Origin of the sequence: Halohasta litchfieldiae, assembly GCF_002788215.1 — an archaeon.
Lineage (GTDB): Archaea > Halobacteriota > Halobacteria > Halobacteriales > Haloferacaceae > Halohasta > Halohasta litchfieldiae.
The window spans coordinates 3266579-3284395 of the sequence record NZ_CP024845.1 but is presented as its reverse complement, the minus strand read 5'-3'; the positions used below and the strand labels follow the sequence as shown (position 1 = coordinate 3284395).

Here is a 17817-nt window from a genome sequence, read left to right as displayed (position 1 = left end):
GCAAGCAGTATGAGTGGGATCCAAGCAGGGTTTGATCGCCAGACGGCATACTCACGACTCTACGAGGTGATGCAAACCGACCGCCCACTTGAAGAGCGGCTCCGAGACGCCCTCGATGTCGGTGTCTCACAGTTCGGCGTCGACATGGGAATCGTCACCACGATCGATCAGGAGACCGACCACTGGGAAGTCCTCATCAGTACCGATCCGGGCGAGCAACCCGATCCGACTGGGCTCAAGCGAGATCTCAACACCACCTACTGTTTGCGGACGATTCGCGAAGAGGAGATCGTCGCGTTTTCCGACGTCACCGACGTGGGACTCGAAGATAGTGTGGATGCTGTCGAATACGGCATTCACTGTTACCACGGTGCACCGATTTTGGTCGACGGCGAACCGTACGGAACAGTCTGTTTTACCGCCCAAAACGCACGTGCTGAGCCGTTTTCCGAGGCCGAAAAATCGTTCAGCCATCTGGTGGCACAGATGGCTGGCTACGAGATCGAACAACAGCAGTACGAACAGGAACTCACGGCGTGGGAAACCCAGCTCAACGAACGCAGTGAGATCTATCGCGCAGTCATCGACGCCAGTTTCGATCACGTCTTTCGGCTCGATCTCAACGGACAGTTCACCTACAACAGCCCGTCCGTCGTCGAGTTGCTGGGCTACGAGCCCGAAGAACTCACCGGCTCGTCGATGCAGCTGGTCTTTCCCGACGAGGAGGCCGCAGAACGCGCCATGGAGCTTCTCGAACAGATTCTGTCGGGCGAGACAGTCGAGGAGCGGTATCTCCCCTTGGAGACGAAGGCAGGTGACGTCATTTACGCCGATGTTCGCGGGACGCCGATCTACGACAGCGAGGTGCCCGAAAGCGAGCGCACTACCGAAGATATCGTTGCCGTCCAAGGGATGACTCGGAACGTCACCGAGCGGAAGCGTCGGGACGGACTGATCAGCGTCATCAACCGTGTGCTTCGTCACAATCTGCGCAACGATGTCGGCGTTATCAACGGCTACGCCGAGATGCTCGAAGACCAGTTGGTGGGCCAACAGCAGACGCTGGCCAAGCGCGTGCGGACGACCTCGGATCGGTTGCTCGATCTGAGTGAGACGGCCCAAAAGCTCGAACAAACGCTCGACGGGCCTATCGAGCGGAAGCCTATCGATCTCCGCCCGCTCGTCGACCGCGTGGTCGACCAACTCGGCGACCAGTATCCCGAGGCATCGATTGCCGCCTCGGGACTCGAAACATGCGTGGTCGACACGGCCCCACGGCTGGAAACGGCCGTCTGGGAACTGGTCGACAACGCCGCCAAACACACAGGTGAGACTCCCACCGTCGGGATCGAACTGGCCGAGACCGACACACACGTCGCGATTCGGGTGCGGGACGAGGGACCGGGGCTCCCCGAGTTGGAGCGGTCGGTCCTCGAATCCGGCGAGGAGACGCCGCTGGCCCACGGTCGCGGCCTCGGGCTGTGGCTCGTCTACTGGATTGTCACCGGTGTCGGTGGCACAGTCAGTGTCATCGAGCCACAACAGCTTGGGTCGACTGTCGAACTTCGGCTTCCCAAACCACCTGTTTCTGCGTCGGAGTAGACTCCCACCTTTTTACGGTTCGGGTGGCCTCACTCCGTTCGGCCACCGCTCACCGCAAAAATGTGGATCAAAAAGGCTGCCTCACTCCGTTCGGCAGTGAACCGCTTGCTTCTCTCGTGGACTACTTCTCGTCGGGTGCGTCGACCAGCGACGTTTCACCCTGTGCGGCGACCATTGCCTCCTCGAATACCTCGTCATTGTCGCGGTCGGTGCCGTCGACGCGGTGGTCGACGGTCCATCCCTCGCCGTCATTGTAGACGACGACAATGGCGACTGAGTCGGTTTGGATCACCGCGTGTTTGGAGAGTTCCTTTGCGCCGCGAGCCTCCGAGATGAGCGGGATCGCCGTCAGAATATCGTCGTGATTTTCGAGCTCCGAGAGTGCGGCCGTGGTCACTGGACTGTCCGGAAACGTATCGAGGACTGTATCTTCGCTTACCATACCTCACTGTGAGAGACCCTACACTCAAAACCACCTTTTTCTGCGTTGGGTTGGCTCACTGCGTTCGCCAACCACGCCTTGAAAAATCTGGACCAAAAAGACTGCCTCACTGTGTTCGGCAGAGAACCGCTCGCTTTCGCTCGCGGATACTACTCCCCGACAGCCTCCTCAACAATCTCGATTTCTTCGTCAGTCAAGCCATACAGCTCATATACAATCTCGTCAATCAGCGCGTCAGTCGACTCGATTTTCGCCTCTAACTCCTCGGCTCGCTCGACGGTCTGCATATACCCCGTCAACTCAGCTTCCACGTCATCCACAGCCGGAAGCGTCAACTTCCGAAGCCGGTCGACCAGCGAGTTCGTTTTCGTCGCCGTCTCACGGAAGCCCGCAAACCCACCGGCTTCGTCGACGGCCACCGGAACAAAGGCCGCGATCAGATCGGCCTCCGCCTTGGTGAGATCGGTGATCCGTAAGGCGGGCTGGGGGTCGGTTTCGGTGTATCCCCACTGGTCGACTTCGAAATCGCTCTCGTCGAGGGCATCGTCCTCGCTCCCTCCACGGGCGTCGCCCGTTCCGGTTCGAGACCCTCCCTCCGGTCGCGTCTCGCTCGGTTTATACCGCGCCGTCAATCGGATTTCGACGGTGTTGTCGGACTCCCGAACCACGCTGGCCTCACCGACCCGGAGGTTCGGCTTCTCCGCGGCGGTCTGCTGGAGGATCGACTCCGCCGCGCCGCGTGGGGGTTGGGTCAGGCCGATGTCTGAGAGGGTCGGGCCATCGGAGTAGGAGCCGAGGTGGTCTAGAAGAGAGAGGTTAAGTGATTTTAATTTCTTCGTCAAATCACTTCTAGACTCTGTAATTGGAACCAAAACTTCCTGAGAGCCCTCTTGTCCAATGATTTCAATAGTGTCCGTATTCTGACTCCCCTCTACGATATTTTCGGCCAGTTCTGTACCTATATCTCTGAATTGTTCTCGTTTATTTTCACGGATATCAATCTTCAAGTCTGGAATAGGGAATGGATTCAGATACGCTGTTTTCATACGGAAATAGCCACCACGAAGATCAGTGCCTGAAAGCTGTAGATAGCTTGTTAACAGATCAGAATTCAATATTGCTGTTAAATATCGCTCATCATGGTTGTCAGACACAATCCCATATGCCGTGTCAAGAATATACCATCCTTCAGAATCATAGGCCATTTCAGCCTCATTTACAACATCTGGCAACACAATCTTTTCATTTCCTAACTTATTCATACTACGTGGATAGCCATAGACATACCACAGCTCTTCGTCAACAAATTTTCCACCTTCTCTTTGCTCAAGTTCTTCTCTATTTTTATTGAGATATTCCCAGCACTTTGGGTAAGACGTTTGGAGTTCCTTCGGTTGAATTGGTTCACACTTATTATCTCCAATATTGTACGGGAATATTAATCTTCGATTGCGTTCAAAACTATAATTCTCAATATCGCTTCCTTTTAAACCCGGACGAAGTAATTCCTCTTCAATTGAAACTGTTTCTTCAAGTGCTGGGGAATATAATTCAGAACCATCTTGTTCAAGTAGAAATACAGAATCTGCTCTCGTACCTGTTCCCATAAATACATTCGCTTCATCGCCAAGTGAAGGGAGTGTAGCGAGCTTATCAAAGAGATTGCCGATAGGACCTAGGTTGAATGACCAAGGATCTGAGGTAAGTGACTCTGTTTCAACGGTCCCATTTTGCCAAAACTGATCTGTTTTAATATCTGGATGATCGGAAGTATCCTCTTCGATCAATTCCTGAATATAAACCTCAGAATTATTTTGTTTATTAAGGAACAGTAGGGAAGAGTATGTGGTTATTCCTTCGAAAAGTTGGTGTGAACCGAAATCTATTATAGATTTGGCATATTTGCCACACGAAAGGATATCTCGCAGATTTGAACCGACCTGTGATGTTATCCATTTATTTGGTGTTATATATCCAAACTCACCGTCAGAGTTTATTAGAGAAATACCTTTTTCAATAAAGCAGAGGTATATATCATATTCACCACTACTAGCTGATTGATAGGAATTTCTATAATATCTCCAACTGCTCATATCTGATGATTTCAAGTTGATACTACGCACCCACGGTGGATTCCCGATTAATGCATCAAACCCAGCATCGTCTTGCTTCTCCCCATCCTCACTAAAGAACACTTCAGGATACTCTAATTCCCAGTGGAAAAACGACTGCTCGCCAGCCAGTGCTTGCGCCGATGTAAACCAATCCTCCTCCCGAATCTCTGCCCACTTATCAGTGTCATCAATCGCCCCGGCCATCTTCTCATATACACCCTCGGGCACGTCGACACCGAACTGTGCGGCGGTATGCACATTGGCCACCTCGAACAGCCGTTTATAAAGCGGATCGGCGCGGATCTCGTCGTACAGCTCCTCCATCGACTTGATGTCGGCCAGCCCGTCGTTGTCGATGGCCAGCAAGTCCTGCATGAGATCCATCACGTGGCCGAGCGTCTGCTGCCGCGCCCGCGCCAACGCCTGCCCGAGCGTCAACTGGCCATCCTCCGTCTCACCATCCTCGGCCAGCACGTCGGTAATATCCGAGCCAACCAGCGAGTTGCCCGCTTTGAGGTGGTGGTCCAGAAACGCCAGCGGCTTGTCGGCGGCCAGCGTTTCGAGCCACATCGACAGTTTGCCAAGTTCGACCGCCATCCCGTTGATGTCGACGCCGTAGATGCACTCCTTGGCGATCTGCCGCCGCAAGTCCTGCTCGTCGTAGCTCTGAATCTCCTGCTCGCGGACGACCTCCATCACCTGCTCGGTGAGATACGCGGTCGCACTCGTCAGGAAATGCCCACTCCCCATCGCCGGATCGAGCACCGTGAGTTCCTTGACCTGCTCGAAAAACGGCGCGAAATACCCCTTGTCGCCGGGTTCCAGCCCCTCGGCTGCGAGATCGGCTTTGATCTCGGCGATGAGGGGGTCGACTGTCTCCTCGACGATGTAGGAGACCACGTAGTCGGGCGTGTAGTACGCCCCCGTCGCCTTTCGCTCGCCGTCGTCGTTGACCACATAGAGATGCCCCTCGTCGACGGTCTCGACGGCGTCGGCCACGCTGACCTCCGTGGCTGACCTCCAGACCTCGCCGCCGTCTTCGGCGACCGCGGCGTACTGCTCCGGCGCGATGCGGAACTCGTGTTCCAGCAGACCCTCGTAAATACTCCCCAAATGCCGCGTATCGAGATCGGCGTAGTCGGCCAACACCGGCGACCCATCCTCGCCCTCGGTCGTCCCGAGCCGGTGGATCACCTCCGCGAGATACCGATCTGCCACCTCGTTGTCTGCCAGAAACGCGTGGGAAGCGTCATCGAACAGCCCACCGTTGTACGGCGGAATACCGAGATCCTCCTCGCCCTTGTCGATCAGGCCGAACAGGTCCTGCAACTGGCTCCAGATCCCCGTCGAATACCCGCTGAAATCCTCGTAGGAGTCGCCGTCCTCGATCCGGTCGTGGATCTCGGTCCGGCGCTGGGTGAGGCTGAAGTTCTCCTCGTACTCGGTCTGCATCTTCGGATCGTCGGGATGGATCAACCCACGCGATTCGGCATACAGCACGAACATCAGCCGGTAGAGCAACACCAACGATTGTTCTTTCAGTTCGGCCCGCGCCTCGCTGTCGGCGGGGTCGATACTGAGATCGTTCGTCTGAATGAACCCCTCGCCAAGCACCCGCAGGGCCGTAAAGACGTTATCCTGTAAGTCCTCGCCGAGTTCTTGGGCCGCGGTCTCGCTTTCGGACCAGACCGTATCGAGAAACGACGAACCCGCCGTCTCGCGGAATGCCGCCGACCGAAAGAAGGCGAAAAAGTATTTGAACTGCTCCAGATTTCCGGCTTCGAGCAGTTCCGGCAGGTCGACCTCGTAATAAATTTCAGTCGCATAATCCTTGGTGCCGTACAGCCGCCATTTCCGCCCATTGGTCAGAATCCCCCACTGGAGTCGTTCAGGGGTGTGTTCGAGATAGTATTTGATCTGGTGAGAGGCATCCCGATAAGACCGCTGTTCGGCAAACCGCTTCGTGAAATCCGCATCCCACTGTTTGGCCTCCAAGACGACCGAGGCCAGCCCGAACATGGCCTCACGGTCGCCGTCTTTCTTCCGCGCGGCGGCGTCCCGGCGAGTCTCGGGGGTATCGAACAGGAGTCGATCAGTGTACCCACCACCATCCGGCAGTGTCGTCTCCGAGAGCCTATCGAACCCCAACACCTCAGTGACCTTGTCGATCCACGCCGTGAGCAGTTCGTCCTCCTCGTAGGAGTCGACAAGCCCACCCTCCAACTCCCAGAGGTTCTGGAGTCGCTCGAATGCGTCTCGGGCCTCGTCGTCGCACTCCCACTCGTCGAGATCATCGATCCGGTCGGACAAATAGTAGCTAGAGAAGAGATTCGAGTTCTGGTAGGGATCAGTGCCGAGCGTTGCCTGACTCATAAGACATCAGTACGTTCAGCAAGGAGTGACTAAAGAACTATTGGAGTCGACAGCCCGCGACCCTGACAAGTAATACATCCGGAGACCAAACCTCTCGATACCATGCCAGTCGACCCCGAGGAGGGCCTCGTCACCGATCTTATGCTCGGCATGATGGTCGTGTTCGGTGCGGACATCATCGCCCTCGTTGGCTTCATGTGGGTCGCCAACTACACCTCAGCAACCGTTTTTATTGCTGTCACCGCCAGCATCCTCGCGGCCTTCGGCCTCTGGATCGGCTGGCGCTGGAACGAGATCAGAAAACTCCAGTCGACCGACGACCCCGAGCGCACGGCCCTCGACGAGCTCAAACACCAGTATGCCGCTGGCGAACTCGGCGAGGCGGAGTTTGAGCAGAAACTCGACCGACTCGTCGAGGTCGAAGAACAGGTCGACAGCGACGAAATCGAGGTCGACGAAGCAATCGACCGAGCCGAATAATCCACCCCCTCAGTTACGACGACGCAGTCGACCCCGTCTTCCCTACTGCCAGTGCCGCCCCCAACACGACAAGCCCGACAGCAGCGGCGGCGGTCGCCGCCCCGAAGACACCCCGCACCCCGAACAGCGGGATCAGCGGGCCGAAGATCACCGGCGAGAGGAACTGGCCGGTATAGCCTGCCGAGGCGAGATAGGAGCTAAACTGGCCCTGCCGGTCGACTGGCGCAAGCGATTCGATCCAGCCGAACGCCGAGGGAAACACCAATCCCAACCCCAACCCGAACGCGACGACAGCCGGCACTGCGGTCAGCGCCGACTGGGCCGCGGTCGCCGCTGCAAACGCCGCCACCCAGAGGCCCAGCGCGATCAGCACCAGCCATCGTCGCTCGATTCGCGCCACAAGTCGACCGTAGAGTGCCGCCGAAATCCCGCCAGCCAGCCCGTTGGCCGCGAGATAAAGGCTGATCGACAGCGAAGAGGTGATCCCCAACTGGGCCAACAACTGCGGATAGAAGACAACGATACTGTACAGCAACGCGTTGGCGGCGAAATACAGCAGATACACCGCCAGCAGCGCCGGTCGTTCCCGGAAAACAGCAGCAATACCGGCGATTCCACCTGCTGACGTGCTCCTATCCGTCGACTGACCCCTATCCGTCGACTCGCTCTGGGCGGATCGATTCTCGCCGCCGGTTTCGGGGATCGTCACGACTGCGAGCAATCCCAGCGGGATCGCAACCAGATAGACGCCGAAGGGGGCCTGCCACGAGAGCGTGCCGAGCGCGCCGCCGACCAGCGGCCAGATCACCGCGCCGACGCTGTTGGCGCTGCTCCGCAGCCCGAGGACCTCGTTCATCCGCTGGCCCTCATAGAGATCATAAATCAACACGGTCACACCGGTATAGACAAAGGCCACCCCGACACCCAACACGGCCCGCGAGGCGAGCAACGGGCCGAACGAATCGATCCCGAGTCCGGCCCCGCCGCCGATGCCGTACAAAACGAGCCCACCGATAAAGGGTCGACGCGGGCCGAAGCGGTCGATGAGCGCGCCCGCAATCGGACTGAAGACGACGATGAGCGCGCCGTGAGTCGTAATGATGAGGCCCGCATTCGATTCGGAGACGCCGAGCGTCGACTGGATCGCCGGGACGATAGGGCCGAGGATCGCTCCGGCCATCACTGTCAGCGTTGCCGAGGCCAAAATAATCCACAGCGTCCCACGCAGCCGCGTCGACTCAGTCATCGCCCGAAACTTACCACAGCGTCACTATATGGTTGTGATTGTCTCCTCACTACCCCCAAACTGTCCGACCGATGTCGCTCGGTGTACTCTATTCAAACACCATCAACCGTTTTTCGGTACTCCTTGATGTGTGTGAGTGCGTCGTCGATTAGGTCAGCCCCTTCGTCGCTAGCCGACTCCTTCAGCGAGCGAAGCGAGTGTTCGATTTTGGCCAGTCGACCGTGGTCGGGCCCCTTCTCGCGGTCGGCGAGGGTCGCAAGGGTGTCGGCCTGCTCGGAGAGTTTGGCCGTGAGATCGTCGCTGGCCCCCTCGGCGGCGTGTTCGAGCGATTCACTGGCGGCGATGAGTTCAGCTCTGGTCATGCGTGACAGTTGCTACCCAATCAGCCACTATAGCTGATTTGGTTTTGAGAAACAGTTAGTCCCCACCAACGAGTCGACCAGCCAGCGGTCAGTCACCAAGCCAACGATCAGTCGACCAGTCGGTCGACTGTCTCGGCCTGCAACTCATCCCGAACTGCGTGACTCGCCTCGGCATCGCTTTCGACCTCGATAACGTGCGAGCCATCGGTCGACACCGCCTCGCTATAGGCCTCGCGGAACGCCGAGCGACCCTCAACACGGCTGTAGTCGAACCCGTACAGATCCCCAGTTGGTTCGAAATCCATCCCGTGGGGCGTCTTGAACTGGTCGGTGAACGGCGGCTCGAACTCCTCGATAGGCAGCATGTGAAAAATCCCGCCGCCGTCGTTGTTGAGCAGGACAATCGTCGCATCAACGTTGGCACGCTGGAGTGCGAGCAGGCCGTTCATATCGTGGTAGTAGGCCAGATCACCGATCACGAGTGTGACGTCGTCGGTCGTCCCGTGAGCCGCCCCCAGCGCGGTCGACACGATGCCATCGATTCCGGAGGCCCCGCGGTTGCCGACCGTGGTAATGGATTTGGTTCCCGGCTCCCCGAAGCGGTCGAGGTCACGGACCGGCATGCTGTTGGAGACCACAAGCGTCGACGGATCGGCGAGTCCAGCGACGACATCCGCGAGAATCCCGCCCTCGAAGGCTGTGTCAGCGTGGTCGTCGACCGTCTCACTGTGGACCGCCTCGGCGTTCGTCCAGCGGTTTCGCCACTCGGCGCTGCCACCGCTGCGGATGACCTGCGAGAGGTGGCCACAGAGTCGGTCCGGATCGGCGACGACCAGATCAGTCGCCGCAAACTCCGCCTCGCGCCACGCGCCCGTGGGGTCGACGACTAACTGTCGTGCCCCCGTTTTGGCCAAATACTTTCGCAGCGGTTTCGAAGTCGGCGAGGCCCCGAGTCGGACGACGACCTCGGGATCGGGCCACGACTCGGTGACGGCGGTGTCGACGTAGCTGTCGTACCCCCCAATGACGGGTGCGGTACGAGTATGGCCCCCAAACCGGAGTCCCGAGAGCGGATCGGCGAGAATCGGGAACCCGGTGGCATGCGAGAAGGCAGTGACCGATTCGGCAGTGAGCCCCGGCGGATCAGCCGGTCCAGCGACAATGAGTCCACGGTCGACGCTGAGTTCCTCGGCCAGTTTACGGAGGTCCTGATCGTCCAACTGCGGGTGGCCGACAGTGCGGCTGACGAACGGCTCCTCGGAGCCGCGACCCATGGCGGCCAACTCCGGTAGGTCGGCGGGCACATCGCCGTCGACCCGCGTCGGCTCTAACGGTTTTTTAAATGGGACGTTGAGATGCACTGGCCCGGAGGGCGTCCCCTCAGCGGTTCCGACCGCCCGCGAGATGTCGGTTCGCAGCGAGCGAAGCGTCCGGTCTTCGGCGGCTGGCTCGGGGAGGTCCTTGTACCACCGGACGGCGTCGCCATAGAGCTTCTCTTGGTCGACGGTCTGGTTGGCTCCCGAATCTCGGAGCTCCGGCGGTCGGTCGGCAGTCAGCAACAATAGCGGGACCCGACCCTCGCTGGCCTCGATCACGGCGGGATGGTAGTTGGCGGCAGCGGTGCCCGAGGTCGAGATAAGTGGAGTGACCTCGCCCGTCCGGCGAGCCCGACCCAGTGCGAAGTAGGCCGCCGAGCGTTCATCGAGTGCCGAGACGGTCTGCAGATCGTCGTGTTCGTCGCAGGCGACAGTGAGTGGCGTCGACCGACTCCCCGGCGAGATACAGACGGTGCGGACACCGCTACGGGCGAGTTCACTTGCGATGGCCCGCCCCCAGAGCGTGTTCCGGTTCGGTGCAGTCATTGAGTCCATTCTGGTCGTGGTCGTTGATAGGTCCGGCGGGTTGGGATGCGGGTGGGCAGCGAGTCGACACGGGAGGAACTGTCACCGATAATATAGATATATACAATATTGAAACTGATGAGGGTGTCATAGAAAGCGTCACACACGAAGACGCAGGATGTTGGAACTGTGTCTACGAGCGCCAGCATCCTGCAAGAGGAGACTTCTATCGACGAGTTCTTCAATGTAATGGCGACCGAGACGCTCGCGTTGTTCGAGCATCTTGAGTTCGACTTTCTCGAAGAATTCGATGTGTTCGCCCCCGCTCGCCGGGGGCGAACACGAGATCATCACCCACCAGCACTCTTCCGAGCGTTCCTGCACTGCTACTACAAGAACGTCTACGGCATCCGTCCAGTCACGCGAGAACTCCAGAACACGGTCGTCTGGCTCAGCTGTGGCTTCGATCGACCGCCGTCGAGAGACGCGGTCGATCGCTTCCTCACCGACCTCGAACACGTCGTCGACGAGGTCTTCGACCGCCTCGTCGAGCAGGCCGCCTGCCGCGGCCTGCTCGACTTGACCTACTCCATCGATTCCACCGACGTGAGGACGATGCCCGCCGACCAAGACGCGTCGAAAGGCTACGATCCAACCGCCGAAGAGTACTACCACGGCTACGGCTGTACGATCGTCTCGACCGGGCAAAAGATCCCGATTGCCGCGGAGTTCACCGAGAGCAAGCAAGCGCCAGAGGAGACGGCGATGCGCGTCACGTGTGACGCGCTCGCCGTCGAGAAACCGATCTGGATGCTTGGAGACAGCGCCTACGACACGCTCGGCTGGCACGACCACCTGCTGGCCGCAGGGGTCGTGCCAGTCGCTCCGTACAACGCACGAAACACCGACGATCCGAAAGACATCGAGTACAGGGTCGAAGCCCGCATCGACGAACACAGCGAGGACGTTCAGCTGAAGCAATCGACGCTAGACGAGACGTACAACCGCCGGAGTGGAGTCGAACGAACCAACGACGCCGTCAAGGACTGCGGCCTCGGGCACGTTCGCGCCCGAGGCCGCGTCCACGCACGAGCACAAGTGTTCCTCGCGCTGTGCCTTCGTCTCGTTATTGCGATCACCAACGACGAACGCGGAGACAATCCAGGAAGCACCGTCATCACGCTATGAGAACTATTCTATGACACCCTCTATACGTCGCCTATGAAGAGTCTTCTCCCACTCACGTCCCGCGTTGAGCCGGCCAATGACGGTGCGAACGTTATTTCGATCTCCGAGGAGGCTGCCGACGAGGTTTTTAAAACGCTCTCGTCGTCGACCGCCAGACAGATTCTCACCCTACTGTACGAAGAGCCACGCCCCGCGTCCGAACTCGCCGAGGAGACCGACACGAGCGTCCAGAACATCCGGTACCATCTCACGAATCTCAGTGATGCGAACCTGATCTCGGTCGCCGATACCTGGTACTCCGAGAAGGGAACTGAGATGAAAATCTATGCGCCGACTGAATCGGCACTCGTCGTCTGTGCAGGCCGGCAGTCGACCGTCGACCGGCTCAAATCGGCGATCAGAGAGCTGCTTGGCGCGATTGGGATCTTTGGGCTCGCCAGCCTGCTCGTGCAGTATCTCGCAACCTCAATCGGGTCGGCACCGGAAGCGGCCACCGAGTCCGGTGGGATGACGGCTGCCGATGCGACTGCGACGGCCGCCGAGTCGACCAGCGGTGGCCTCAGTGCGCTGCTGACCGAGCCGGGAGTCGTCTTCTTCGTTGGCTGTCTACTCGCACTTGCGGTTGTCGTCGTCTGGTCGACGCGGCAGTAATCCTCTCGTCGCTGGTTATTGAACAGGGGGTAGATCCGACGTCGACCCACCGGACTGGATGATCGAGCTGTTGTCGCCGCGGCTCTGGATCACGTTGAAGGCGGTCATCAGGTCGGTTCTGGAAATAATTCCCGTGAGATTCCCCTGTTCGTCGATGACGGGGAGTCGACCGACGTCGTGTTCCTGCATCGTTCGGAGGGCAGTGATCGCGTCCACATCCGGACCGATGCCTTGGACGTCGCGTTCCATCACCTCTTCGACCCGGTAGGCGTCGCGTTCGACCTCCTTGATCGTCCGGGCATCGTCGAGGGTGACCATCCCGACGAGGTCGCCGCGGGAGTCGACGACCGGGTATCCGGTGTGACGCTCGGTGAACATCCGATTCAGCAGTTCGGCAATCGTCGCCTCCTCCTCGATAACGTGGAGCTCCGCACCGGGCGTCATGATGTCGCGGACGGTGATGCCCTCGAAGGCGGCTTTGACCGTCGACTGCTGGGCCTCTCCCGAGGCGGCGATGTAGATGAAAAAGGCAAGCAGGATGAACAATGGGCTAAAGGCGAACAGCCCCAGCAGCCCGAGCATGAACGCGAATATCTTCCCGACCTCCGCGGCCATCTGGGTCGCTTGGGCGTGCGGTCGCTTGCGTGCCAGCAGGGCTCGAAGCACCCGACCACCGTCCATCGGGAACCCCGGCAGCATGTTGAAGATCGCGAGGCCGATGTTCATCACCGCGAGATAGCCGAGGACGAACTGGACCGCGCTGAGATTCGCAGGTGTCAGCATGAACGCGATGAATGACACTACACCGACCAACACGCTCACCACGGGGCCAGCGATGGCGATATTGAACTCCTTGTGCCAGTCTTCGGGGATTTCTTTGAAGCTTGCCACGCCACCCAGCAGCCAGAGGGTAATCGACTCGATTTCGAGTCCGTACCGCATGGCGACCAGCGAGTGGCCGAACTCGTGGAGTAGCACGCCGAAAAACAGCCCGCCGGCGGCTGCAAAGCCGAGTATCCAGGGCATCGAGCCGGCAGTCAGTGGCTCGGTCGAAATCGAGCCACCGAGGACGTTGTTGACGAGTTCGGTCAGTTGGACGATATCCGAGCCGATAATCCATGCAAAAATCGGCAAAATGAACAGAAACGTCCAGTTGAGTTGGATCGGGATGCCGAAGGCGCTCCCGAGACGAATACCACGCATACGTGTGGGTTGTCGGGGCGGCGGTATTAATGTGGCCTTGGCTATCTCGTCTCACTATCGACGTCGATGCTGAGCCGAACGCCTGATATACCCCGATTGCCTACCATTGGCCGTGTCGCAGCAGGTCCCACAGGTCGGAACGCTGTTTCTCCACGAAACCGGAGACAGCTACCGTGTCGTCGCCCGGAAAAACGGTTCTCGGGTGTTTCAGGGCACGCTCGACCCCAAGCAGACGAGTGCCGGCCCGCGACCGGGCCGGTTCCGAGCGAAACGCGGCTCCAGTGAGGAGCCACGGGACCCGACTGAGTTCGTCGACCTCGCTCGTAACGCCTCCCGGATCCGGATCTCACAACAAACCTCCAACGATGGCCGCGAGGAGCTACGGGAGCTCCTCGATGGCTATCAGCTCGAAGCCCAAGTCGTCCGCACCTGCCGCTACTGCGCTAACGACGGTCGCTACTCGCCGATCACCGACGAAACGGCGATCAAAACCGACCGCGAACATATCTGTCCCGACTGCGCGGTCGAGGAGCTCGAACGCGAGCTCTCGTATAAGGGTCAGTTCACCGGCTCCGCACAGGACCGGCTTGAGGATCTGCTGCTCGAAGTCCAAGATCTCGACCGAATCGTCGACCTCCTGTCGGGCGAACTCGATCCAGATCTGACGAAGTTCGACGTGATTAGTGCCACTGTCGACGACGTCGACCCGGTCAAAACGGCCGATCTCGACCTACATCCCCGGCTGAAGGAAATGACCGAATCCCGGTTCGAAAACCTCCTCCCAGTCCAGAGCCTCTCGGTCCGAAATGGGCTCTTAGATGGCGAGGACCAGCTCGTCGTGAGCGCGACCGCGACCGGGAAGACGCTGGTCGGCGAGATCGCTGGCATCGACCGCGCCCTCAAAGGCAAGGGCAAGATGCTGTTTTTAGTCCCACTCGTCGCCCTTGCGAATCAGAAACACGAGGATTTCAAAGAGCGGTACGGCGAACTCGGCCTCGACGTGACGATTCGCGTCGGCGCGAGTCGAATCGCGGACTCTGGCAGCCAGTTCGATCCCAATGCGGATGTCATCGTTGGGACGTATGAAGGAATTGACCACGCCCTCAGAACCGGCAAAAACCTCGGCGACATCGGCTCGGTCGTCATCGACGAGGTTCACACACTCAAAGAAGAAGAGCGGGGCCACCGCCTCGATGGGTTGATTTCGCGTCTTAAATACTACTGTGAGAAGCGGGCTGAAACCCAGAGCGGCGGCTACGATGGCGCACAGTGGATCTACCTCTCGGCCACGGTCGGCAACCCCGAATGGTTGGCCGGTCGACTCGGTGCGCGCCTCATCGAGTTCGAGGAGCGACCGATCCCTATCGAGCGCCACGTCACCTTTGCCGACGAACAGGAAAAGCTCCGGCTCGAAGACCGGCTCGTCAAGCGGGCTTTCGACCAGAAATCCTCGAAGGGGTATCGGGGCCAGACGATCATTTTCACCAACTCCCGTCGACGGTGCCATACGATCAGCCGGAAACTCCAGTACGATTCGGCACCCTACCACGCCGGGCTCGATTATAAAAAGCGAAAGAAGGTCGAAAAGCAGTTCCTGGATCAGGATCTCTCGGCGGTCGTCACCACCGCCGCACTCGCGGCGGGTGTCGACTTCCCGGCCTCGCAGGTGATTTTTGACACGCTCGCCATGGGCATCGAGTGGCTCTCAGTCCAGGAGTTCAGCCAGATGCTCGGGCGTGCGGGTCGACCCGACTACCACGACCGCGGGACGGTCTACATGCTGATCGAACCCGACGTCACCTATCACAACTCGATGGAGATGACCGAAGACGAGGTAGCGTTCAAACTCTTAAAAGGCGAGATGGAGGACGTCCGAAACGTCTACGATCAGGACGCCGCCGTCGAGGAGACGCTGGCCAATGTTACGGTTGGAGGCAAAAGCGCAAAACGGCTCAACGACCGAATGCTCGGCGAGATCGATACGACGCGATCCATCGGCAAACTGCTTGAATGGGAGTTCATCGATGGACTGGAACCGACACCGCTCGGTCGGGTCGTTACACGGCATTTCCTCTCGCCAGACGACGCCTTCCGGCTGTTGGATGGCATTAGGGAGGGCCTAACGCCGTACGAAATCGTCGCCGAGCAGGAACTCGCCGACGAAGAGATGTAGCAGATCGTAGTCGACGAAGAACGGTAACAGATGGTAACAGGTGGTAATAGATAGTAACAGAGGGTAACAGATGGAGACAAACGTCAGTGATTCTAAGTGGGGATCGCGGAACAGTCCTCTCTGAATTTTGTTAGGACGTGCCGTGCAAGATGGGCGCATATGCAGCATCTACATCTGATAGAAATCTCCATTTCAATCGATCATCTACAACAAGCCATTCAGAGAAGACACTCTCGCTACAATCGGCTCTATATGATCAACAGAAACACACTCACGATTGTGAGTCCGCCGATCCACCGAAGCATCCGATCAAACGCGAGTAACTGTGCAGCGACCAGTGAAACGAACGCGCATTGGTGAGAGCAAACCGCCCCGTTCCCTTCGTTACAATGTATAATATTCCAGAACGCTCTTGTGGCGTAGATTGGTGACCCGTCTACGGCAACCGCAACGACAGGAACTTACATTGAGACTATCTACTAACTGACGGTACAGATATGCGAGAGTTCGTTTTCGACCTCGTCTACGAGGAGACAGCGGGGCCACTACAGCAGTTGCTTACCGACCCTACTGGAGTCTCTTCAAGGGGGGTCGGTGGCAGTATCGATGCCGAGGAGTTCTGGCGGCTCGAACGATTCGAGGGGCCAGCAGACGCGCTCAGCGAACTCACAAACGCTGGGCAACGGGAGCTGCTTGCTGTCGAGCAAATCACCCCAGCCGGCTGTGAGGGAGCGGTTCACAGAGAGGTGCTGAAACGGACCGACTCCGAGTGTGAACTGTACTACCACCTGCGGGATATCGGGAACTGCGAGTCTGTCCCAACACTGGCTGTCGAGTATATCGGTCCGGACGTCCTGTTCGAGCTCGAACGGAGTCAGAACCGCGAGACGTGGACCGTGATGATGGACACCGATGACGGTGTCGGACTGTTTTACGACGCCTTACAGGTGTCGTTGCAGGAAGGGATTCGCTTCGAGTTCGACCATATCGGACAGGCCTCCAACCGGCGAACGGGACTGTTCGCACGCAAGAATCTCCCGCCGGAACAGCGCGAGGCACTCGTCGAGGCGGTCGGGCGCGGCTACTACGAAAAACCCAGACAGATAACGCTCGAAGAGTTGTCGACGGAACTGGACTGTCCCCGGTCGACGTTGTCGTATCGACTCCGGAGTGCCGAATCGAGACTCGCTAAGAGCTTTGCGACCACCGACCAGTCGAGGGAGTTCAAGAGCTTTCCACAGACAGCCGATCAGCGGGGAGGCACCTAATGGTCGACGCGACCGGGCCACTCGTCAGCGCGGAGACGGTGGCTGCTAATCTGGAGCAGATTCAAACGACCGACGCCGACTACCGACTGATAGAAGTGAACATCCAGCAGGGCACCTACGAGTCGTCGCATATCCCGGGGGCGGTTAGTCTCGACTGGCAGCGTGACCTCCGCGACACGGAGACGTTCGACGTGCTCTCCCCGGCGGCACTGTCAGGCCTGCTCGGCGACTGCGGCGTGACCCGTGAGACGACGATTATCCTCTATGGAGACTTCTTCAACTGGTTCGCCGCACACGCCTACTGGCTGCTGCGATACTACCGCCATGAGAACGTGGTGTTGCTTGATGGGGGACGGAACTACTGGGTCGAAAACGAGTATCCAATGACCAACGAAGTTCCGTCGGTTCCCAGCCGCGAGTACCACGCCCCCGAACCCGACGAGTCCATTCGCGCGCGCCGCGGAGATGTCGAAGCGGCCGTCGAGTCCGGCGGCTGTCTGCTTGACGCCCGCGCACCGCCGGAGTACCGCGGCGACATTCTCGCACCCCCGGGCTGGAACGAGGGCGTACAGCGCGGCGGTCACATCCCCGGCGCAGTGAACACACCCTGCCGGGACACCATCCAGACAGACCGCCGCTTCCGCTCCCGCGAGGAGCTGGCAGCACTGTTCGATGAGTACGCCACAGACGAGCAAATCATCGTCTACTGTCGCGTCGGCGAGCGATCGGCACTCGTCTGGACGGCTCTCGCAGAGATACTCGGCTACGAGAACGTCTCCTACTATTACGGTTCGTTCGTCGAGTGGGGGAACAGTGTCGGGCTCCCGGTCGAGAACGCAACCAGTGCCGACCTTCGGTGACCAACTTGCGTACT

The 17817-nt window shown here is 58.9% G+C and carries 13 protein-coding genes; 7 read left to right on the top strand and 6 right to left on the bottom strand.

Going from position 1 to position 17817, the window contains the following annotated elements; genetic code table 11:
• Positions 1–9: 9 nt before the first annotated feature.
• A complete protein-coding gene (locus tag HALTADL_RS16735) occupies positions 10–1602 on the top strand; it encodes a sensor histidine kinase (protein ID WP_089673369.1) in 1593 nt (530 codons plus the stop codon).
• Positions 1603–1723: 121 nt separating this feature from the next.
• Here HALTADL_RS16735 and HALTADL_RS16730 read toward each other — a convergent pair whose 3' ends face one another.
• Entirely contained in the window at positions 1724–2044 is a 321-nt protein-coding gene (locus HALTADL_RS16730; RefSeq protein WP_089673370.1) for a hypothetical protein, read from the bottom strand.
• 149 nt (positions 2045–2193) lie between these two features.
• Positions 2194–6531, bottom strand: coding sequence for an Eco57I restriction-modification methylase domain-containing protein (locus HALTADL_RS16725; protein WP_089673371.1), 4338 nt, complete (start codon positions 6529–6531; stop codon positions 2194–2196).
• A gap of 102 nt (positions 6532–6633) precedes the next feature.
• Between HALTADL_RS16725 and HALTADL_RS16720 the strand changes: the two genes are divergently transcribed.
• Positions 6634–7011, top strand: a complete 378-nt coding sequence (locus HALTADL_RS16720; RefSeq protein ID WP_089673372.1) for an SHOCT domain-containing protein — start codon at positions 6634–6636, stop codon at positions 7009–7011.
• A 13-nt stretch (positions 7012–7024) separates the two neighbouring features.
• Here HALTADL_RS16720 and HALTADL_RS16715 read toward each other — a convergent pair whose 3' ends face one another.
• The 3 genes from HALTADL_RS16715 to menD form a co-directional block, all read right to left on the bottom strand.
• A complete protein-coding gene (locus HALTADL_RS16715; RefSeq protein WP_089673373.1) occupies positions 7025–8257 on the bottom strand; it encodes an MFS transporter in 1233 nt (410 codons plus the stop codon).
• 92 nt (positions 8258–8349) lie between these two features.
• Complete coding sequence (locus tag HALTADL_RS16710) at positions 8350–8619, bottom strand: DUF7553 family protein (RefSeq protein WP_089673374.1); 270 nt, start codon at positions 8617–8619, stop codon at positions 8350–8352.
• Positions 8620–8726: 107 nt separating this feature from the next.
• The gene (menD, locus tag HALTADL_RS16705; protein ID WP_089673375.1) at positions 8727–10481 is read right to left on the bottom strand and encodes a 2-succinyl-5-enolpyruvyl-6-hydroxy-3-cyclohexene-1-carboxylic-acid synthase; all 1755 of its coding nucleotides are present in this window, start codon (positions 10479–10481) and stop codon (positions 8727–8729) included.
• Between the two features lie 228 nt (positions 10482–10709).
• On the opposite strand from menD, the gene HALTADL_RS16700 reads away from it, so the two are divergent.
• Both HALTADL_RS16700 and HALTADL_RS16695 read left to right on the top strand, forming a co-directional pair.
• The gene (locus HALTADL_RS16700; protein ID WP_015911568.1) at positions 10710–11648 is read left to right on the top strand and encodes a transposase; all 939 of its coding nucleotides are present in this window, start codon (positions 10710–10712) and stop codon (positions 11646–11648) included.
• Positions 11649–11681: 33 nt separating this feature from the next.
• Positions 11682–12299, top strand: coding sequence for an ArsR/SmtB family transcription factor (locus HALTADL_RS16695; protein WP_089673988.1), 618 nt, complete (start codon positions 11682–11684; stop codon positions 12297–12299).
• Between the two features lie 15 nt (positions 12300–12314).
• On the opposite strand, the gene HALTADL_RS16690 is transcribed toward HALTADL_RS16695, so the two are convergent.
• Complete coding sequence (locus tag HALTADL_RS16690; protein WP_089673987.1) at positions 12315–13502, bottom strand: M50 family metallopeptidase; 1188 nt, start codon at positions 13500–13502, stop codon at positions 12315–12317.
• Between the two features lie 112 nt (positions 13503–13614).
• Here HALTADL_RS16690 and HALTADL_RS16685 point away from each other — a divergent pair, with 112 nt between their 5' ends.
• The 3 genes from HALTADL_RS16685 (at position 13615) to HALTADL_RS16675 (ending at position 17803) form a co-directional block, all read left to right on the top strand.
• The gene (locus HALTADL_RS16685; protein ID WP_089673986.1) at positions 13615–15675 is read left to right on the top strand and encodes a DEAD/DEAH box helicase; all 2061 of its coding nucleotides are present in this window, start codon (positions 13615–13617) and stop codon (positions 15673–15675) included.
• A gap of 497 nt (positions 15676–16172) precedes the next feature.
• The gene (locus HALTADL_RS16680) at positions 16173–16943 is read left to right on the top strand and encodes a helix-turn-helix domain-containing protein (RefSeq protein ID WP_089673985.1); all 771 of its coding nucleotides are present in this window, start codon (positions 16173–16175) and stop codon (positions 16941–16943) included.
• Entirely contained in the window at positions 16943–17803 is an 861-nt protein-coding gene (locus HALTADL_RS16675) for a sulfurtransferase (RefSeq protein WP_089673984.1), read from the top strand. The genes HALTADL_RS16680 and HALTADL_RS16675 overlap by 1 nt, the downstream gene beginning before the upstream one ends.
• Positions 17804–17817 lie beyond the last annotated feature (14 nt).

Excerpts from the sequence above, each read along its gene's own strand:
- HALTADL_RS16735 (WP_089673369.1), top strand. The coding sequence starts at position 10 with ATGAGTGGGATCCAAGCAGGGTTTGATCGCCAGACGGCATACTCACGA.
- HALTADL_RS16730 (WP_089673370.1), bottom strand. The coding sequence starts at position 2,044 with ATGGTAAGCGAAGATACAGTCCTCGATACGTTTCCGGACAGTCCAGTG.
- HALTADL_RS16725 (WP_089673371.1), bottom strand. The coding sequence starts at position 6,531 with ATGAGTCAGGCAACGCTCGGCACTGATCCCTACCAGAACTCGAATCTC.
- HALTADL_RS16720 (WP_089673372.1), top strand. The coding sequence starts at position 6,634 with ATGCCAGTCGACCCCGAGGAGGGCCTCGTCACCGATCTTATGCTCGGC.
- HALTADL_RS16715 (WP_089673373.1), bottom strand. The coding sequence starts at position 8,257 with ATGACTGAGTCGACGCGGCTGCGTGGGACGCTGTGGATTATTTTGGCC.
- HALTADL_RS16710 (WP_089673374.1), bottom strand. The coding sequence starts at position 8,619 with ATGACCAGAGCTGAACTCATCGCCGCCAGTGAATCGCTCGAACACGCC.
- menD (WP_089673375.1), bottom strand. The coding sequence starts at position 10,481 with ATGACTGCACCGAACCGGAACACGCTCTGGGGGCGGGCCATCGCAAGT.
- HALTADL_RS16700 (WP_015911568.1), top strand. The coding sequence starts at position 10,710 with ATGGCGACCGAGACGCTCGCGTTGTTCGAGCATCTTGAGTTCGACTTT.
- HALTADL_RS16695 (WP_089673988.1), top strand. The coding sequence starts at position 11,682 with ATGAAGAGTCTTCTCCCACTCACGTCCCGCGTTGAGCCGGCCAATGAC.
- HALTADL_RS16690 (WP_089673987.1), bottom strand. The coding sequence starts at position 13,502 with ATGCGTGGTATTCGTCTCGGGAGCGCCTTCGGCATCCCGATCCAACTC.
- HALTADL_RS16680 (WP_089673985.1), top strand. The coding sequence starts at position 16,173 with ATGCGAGAGTTCGTTTTCGACCTCGTCTACGAGGAGACAGCGGGGCCA.
- HALTADL_RS16675 (WP_089673984.1), top strand. The coding sequence starts at position 16,943 with ATGGTCGACGCGACCGGGCCACTCGTCAGCGCGGAGACGGTGGCTGCT.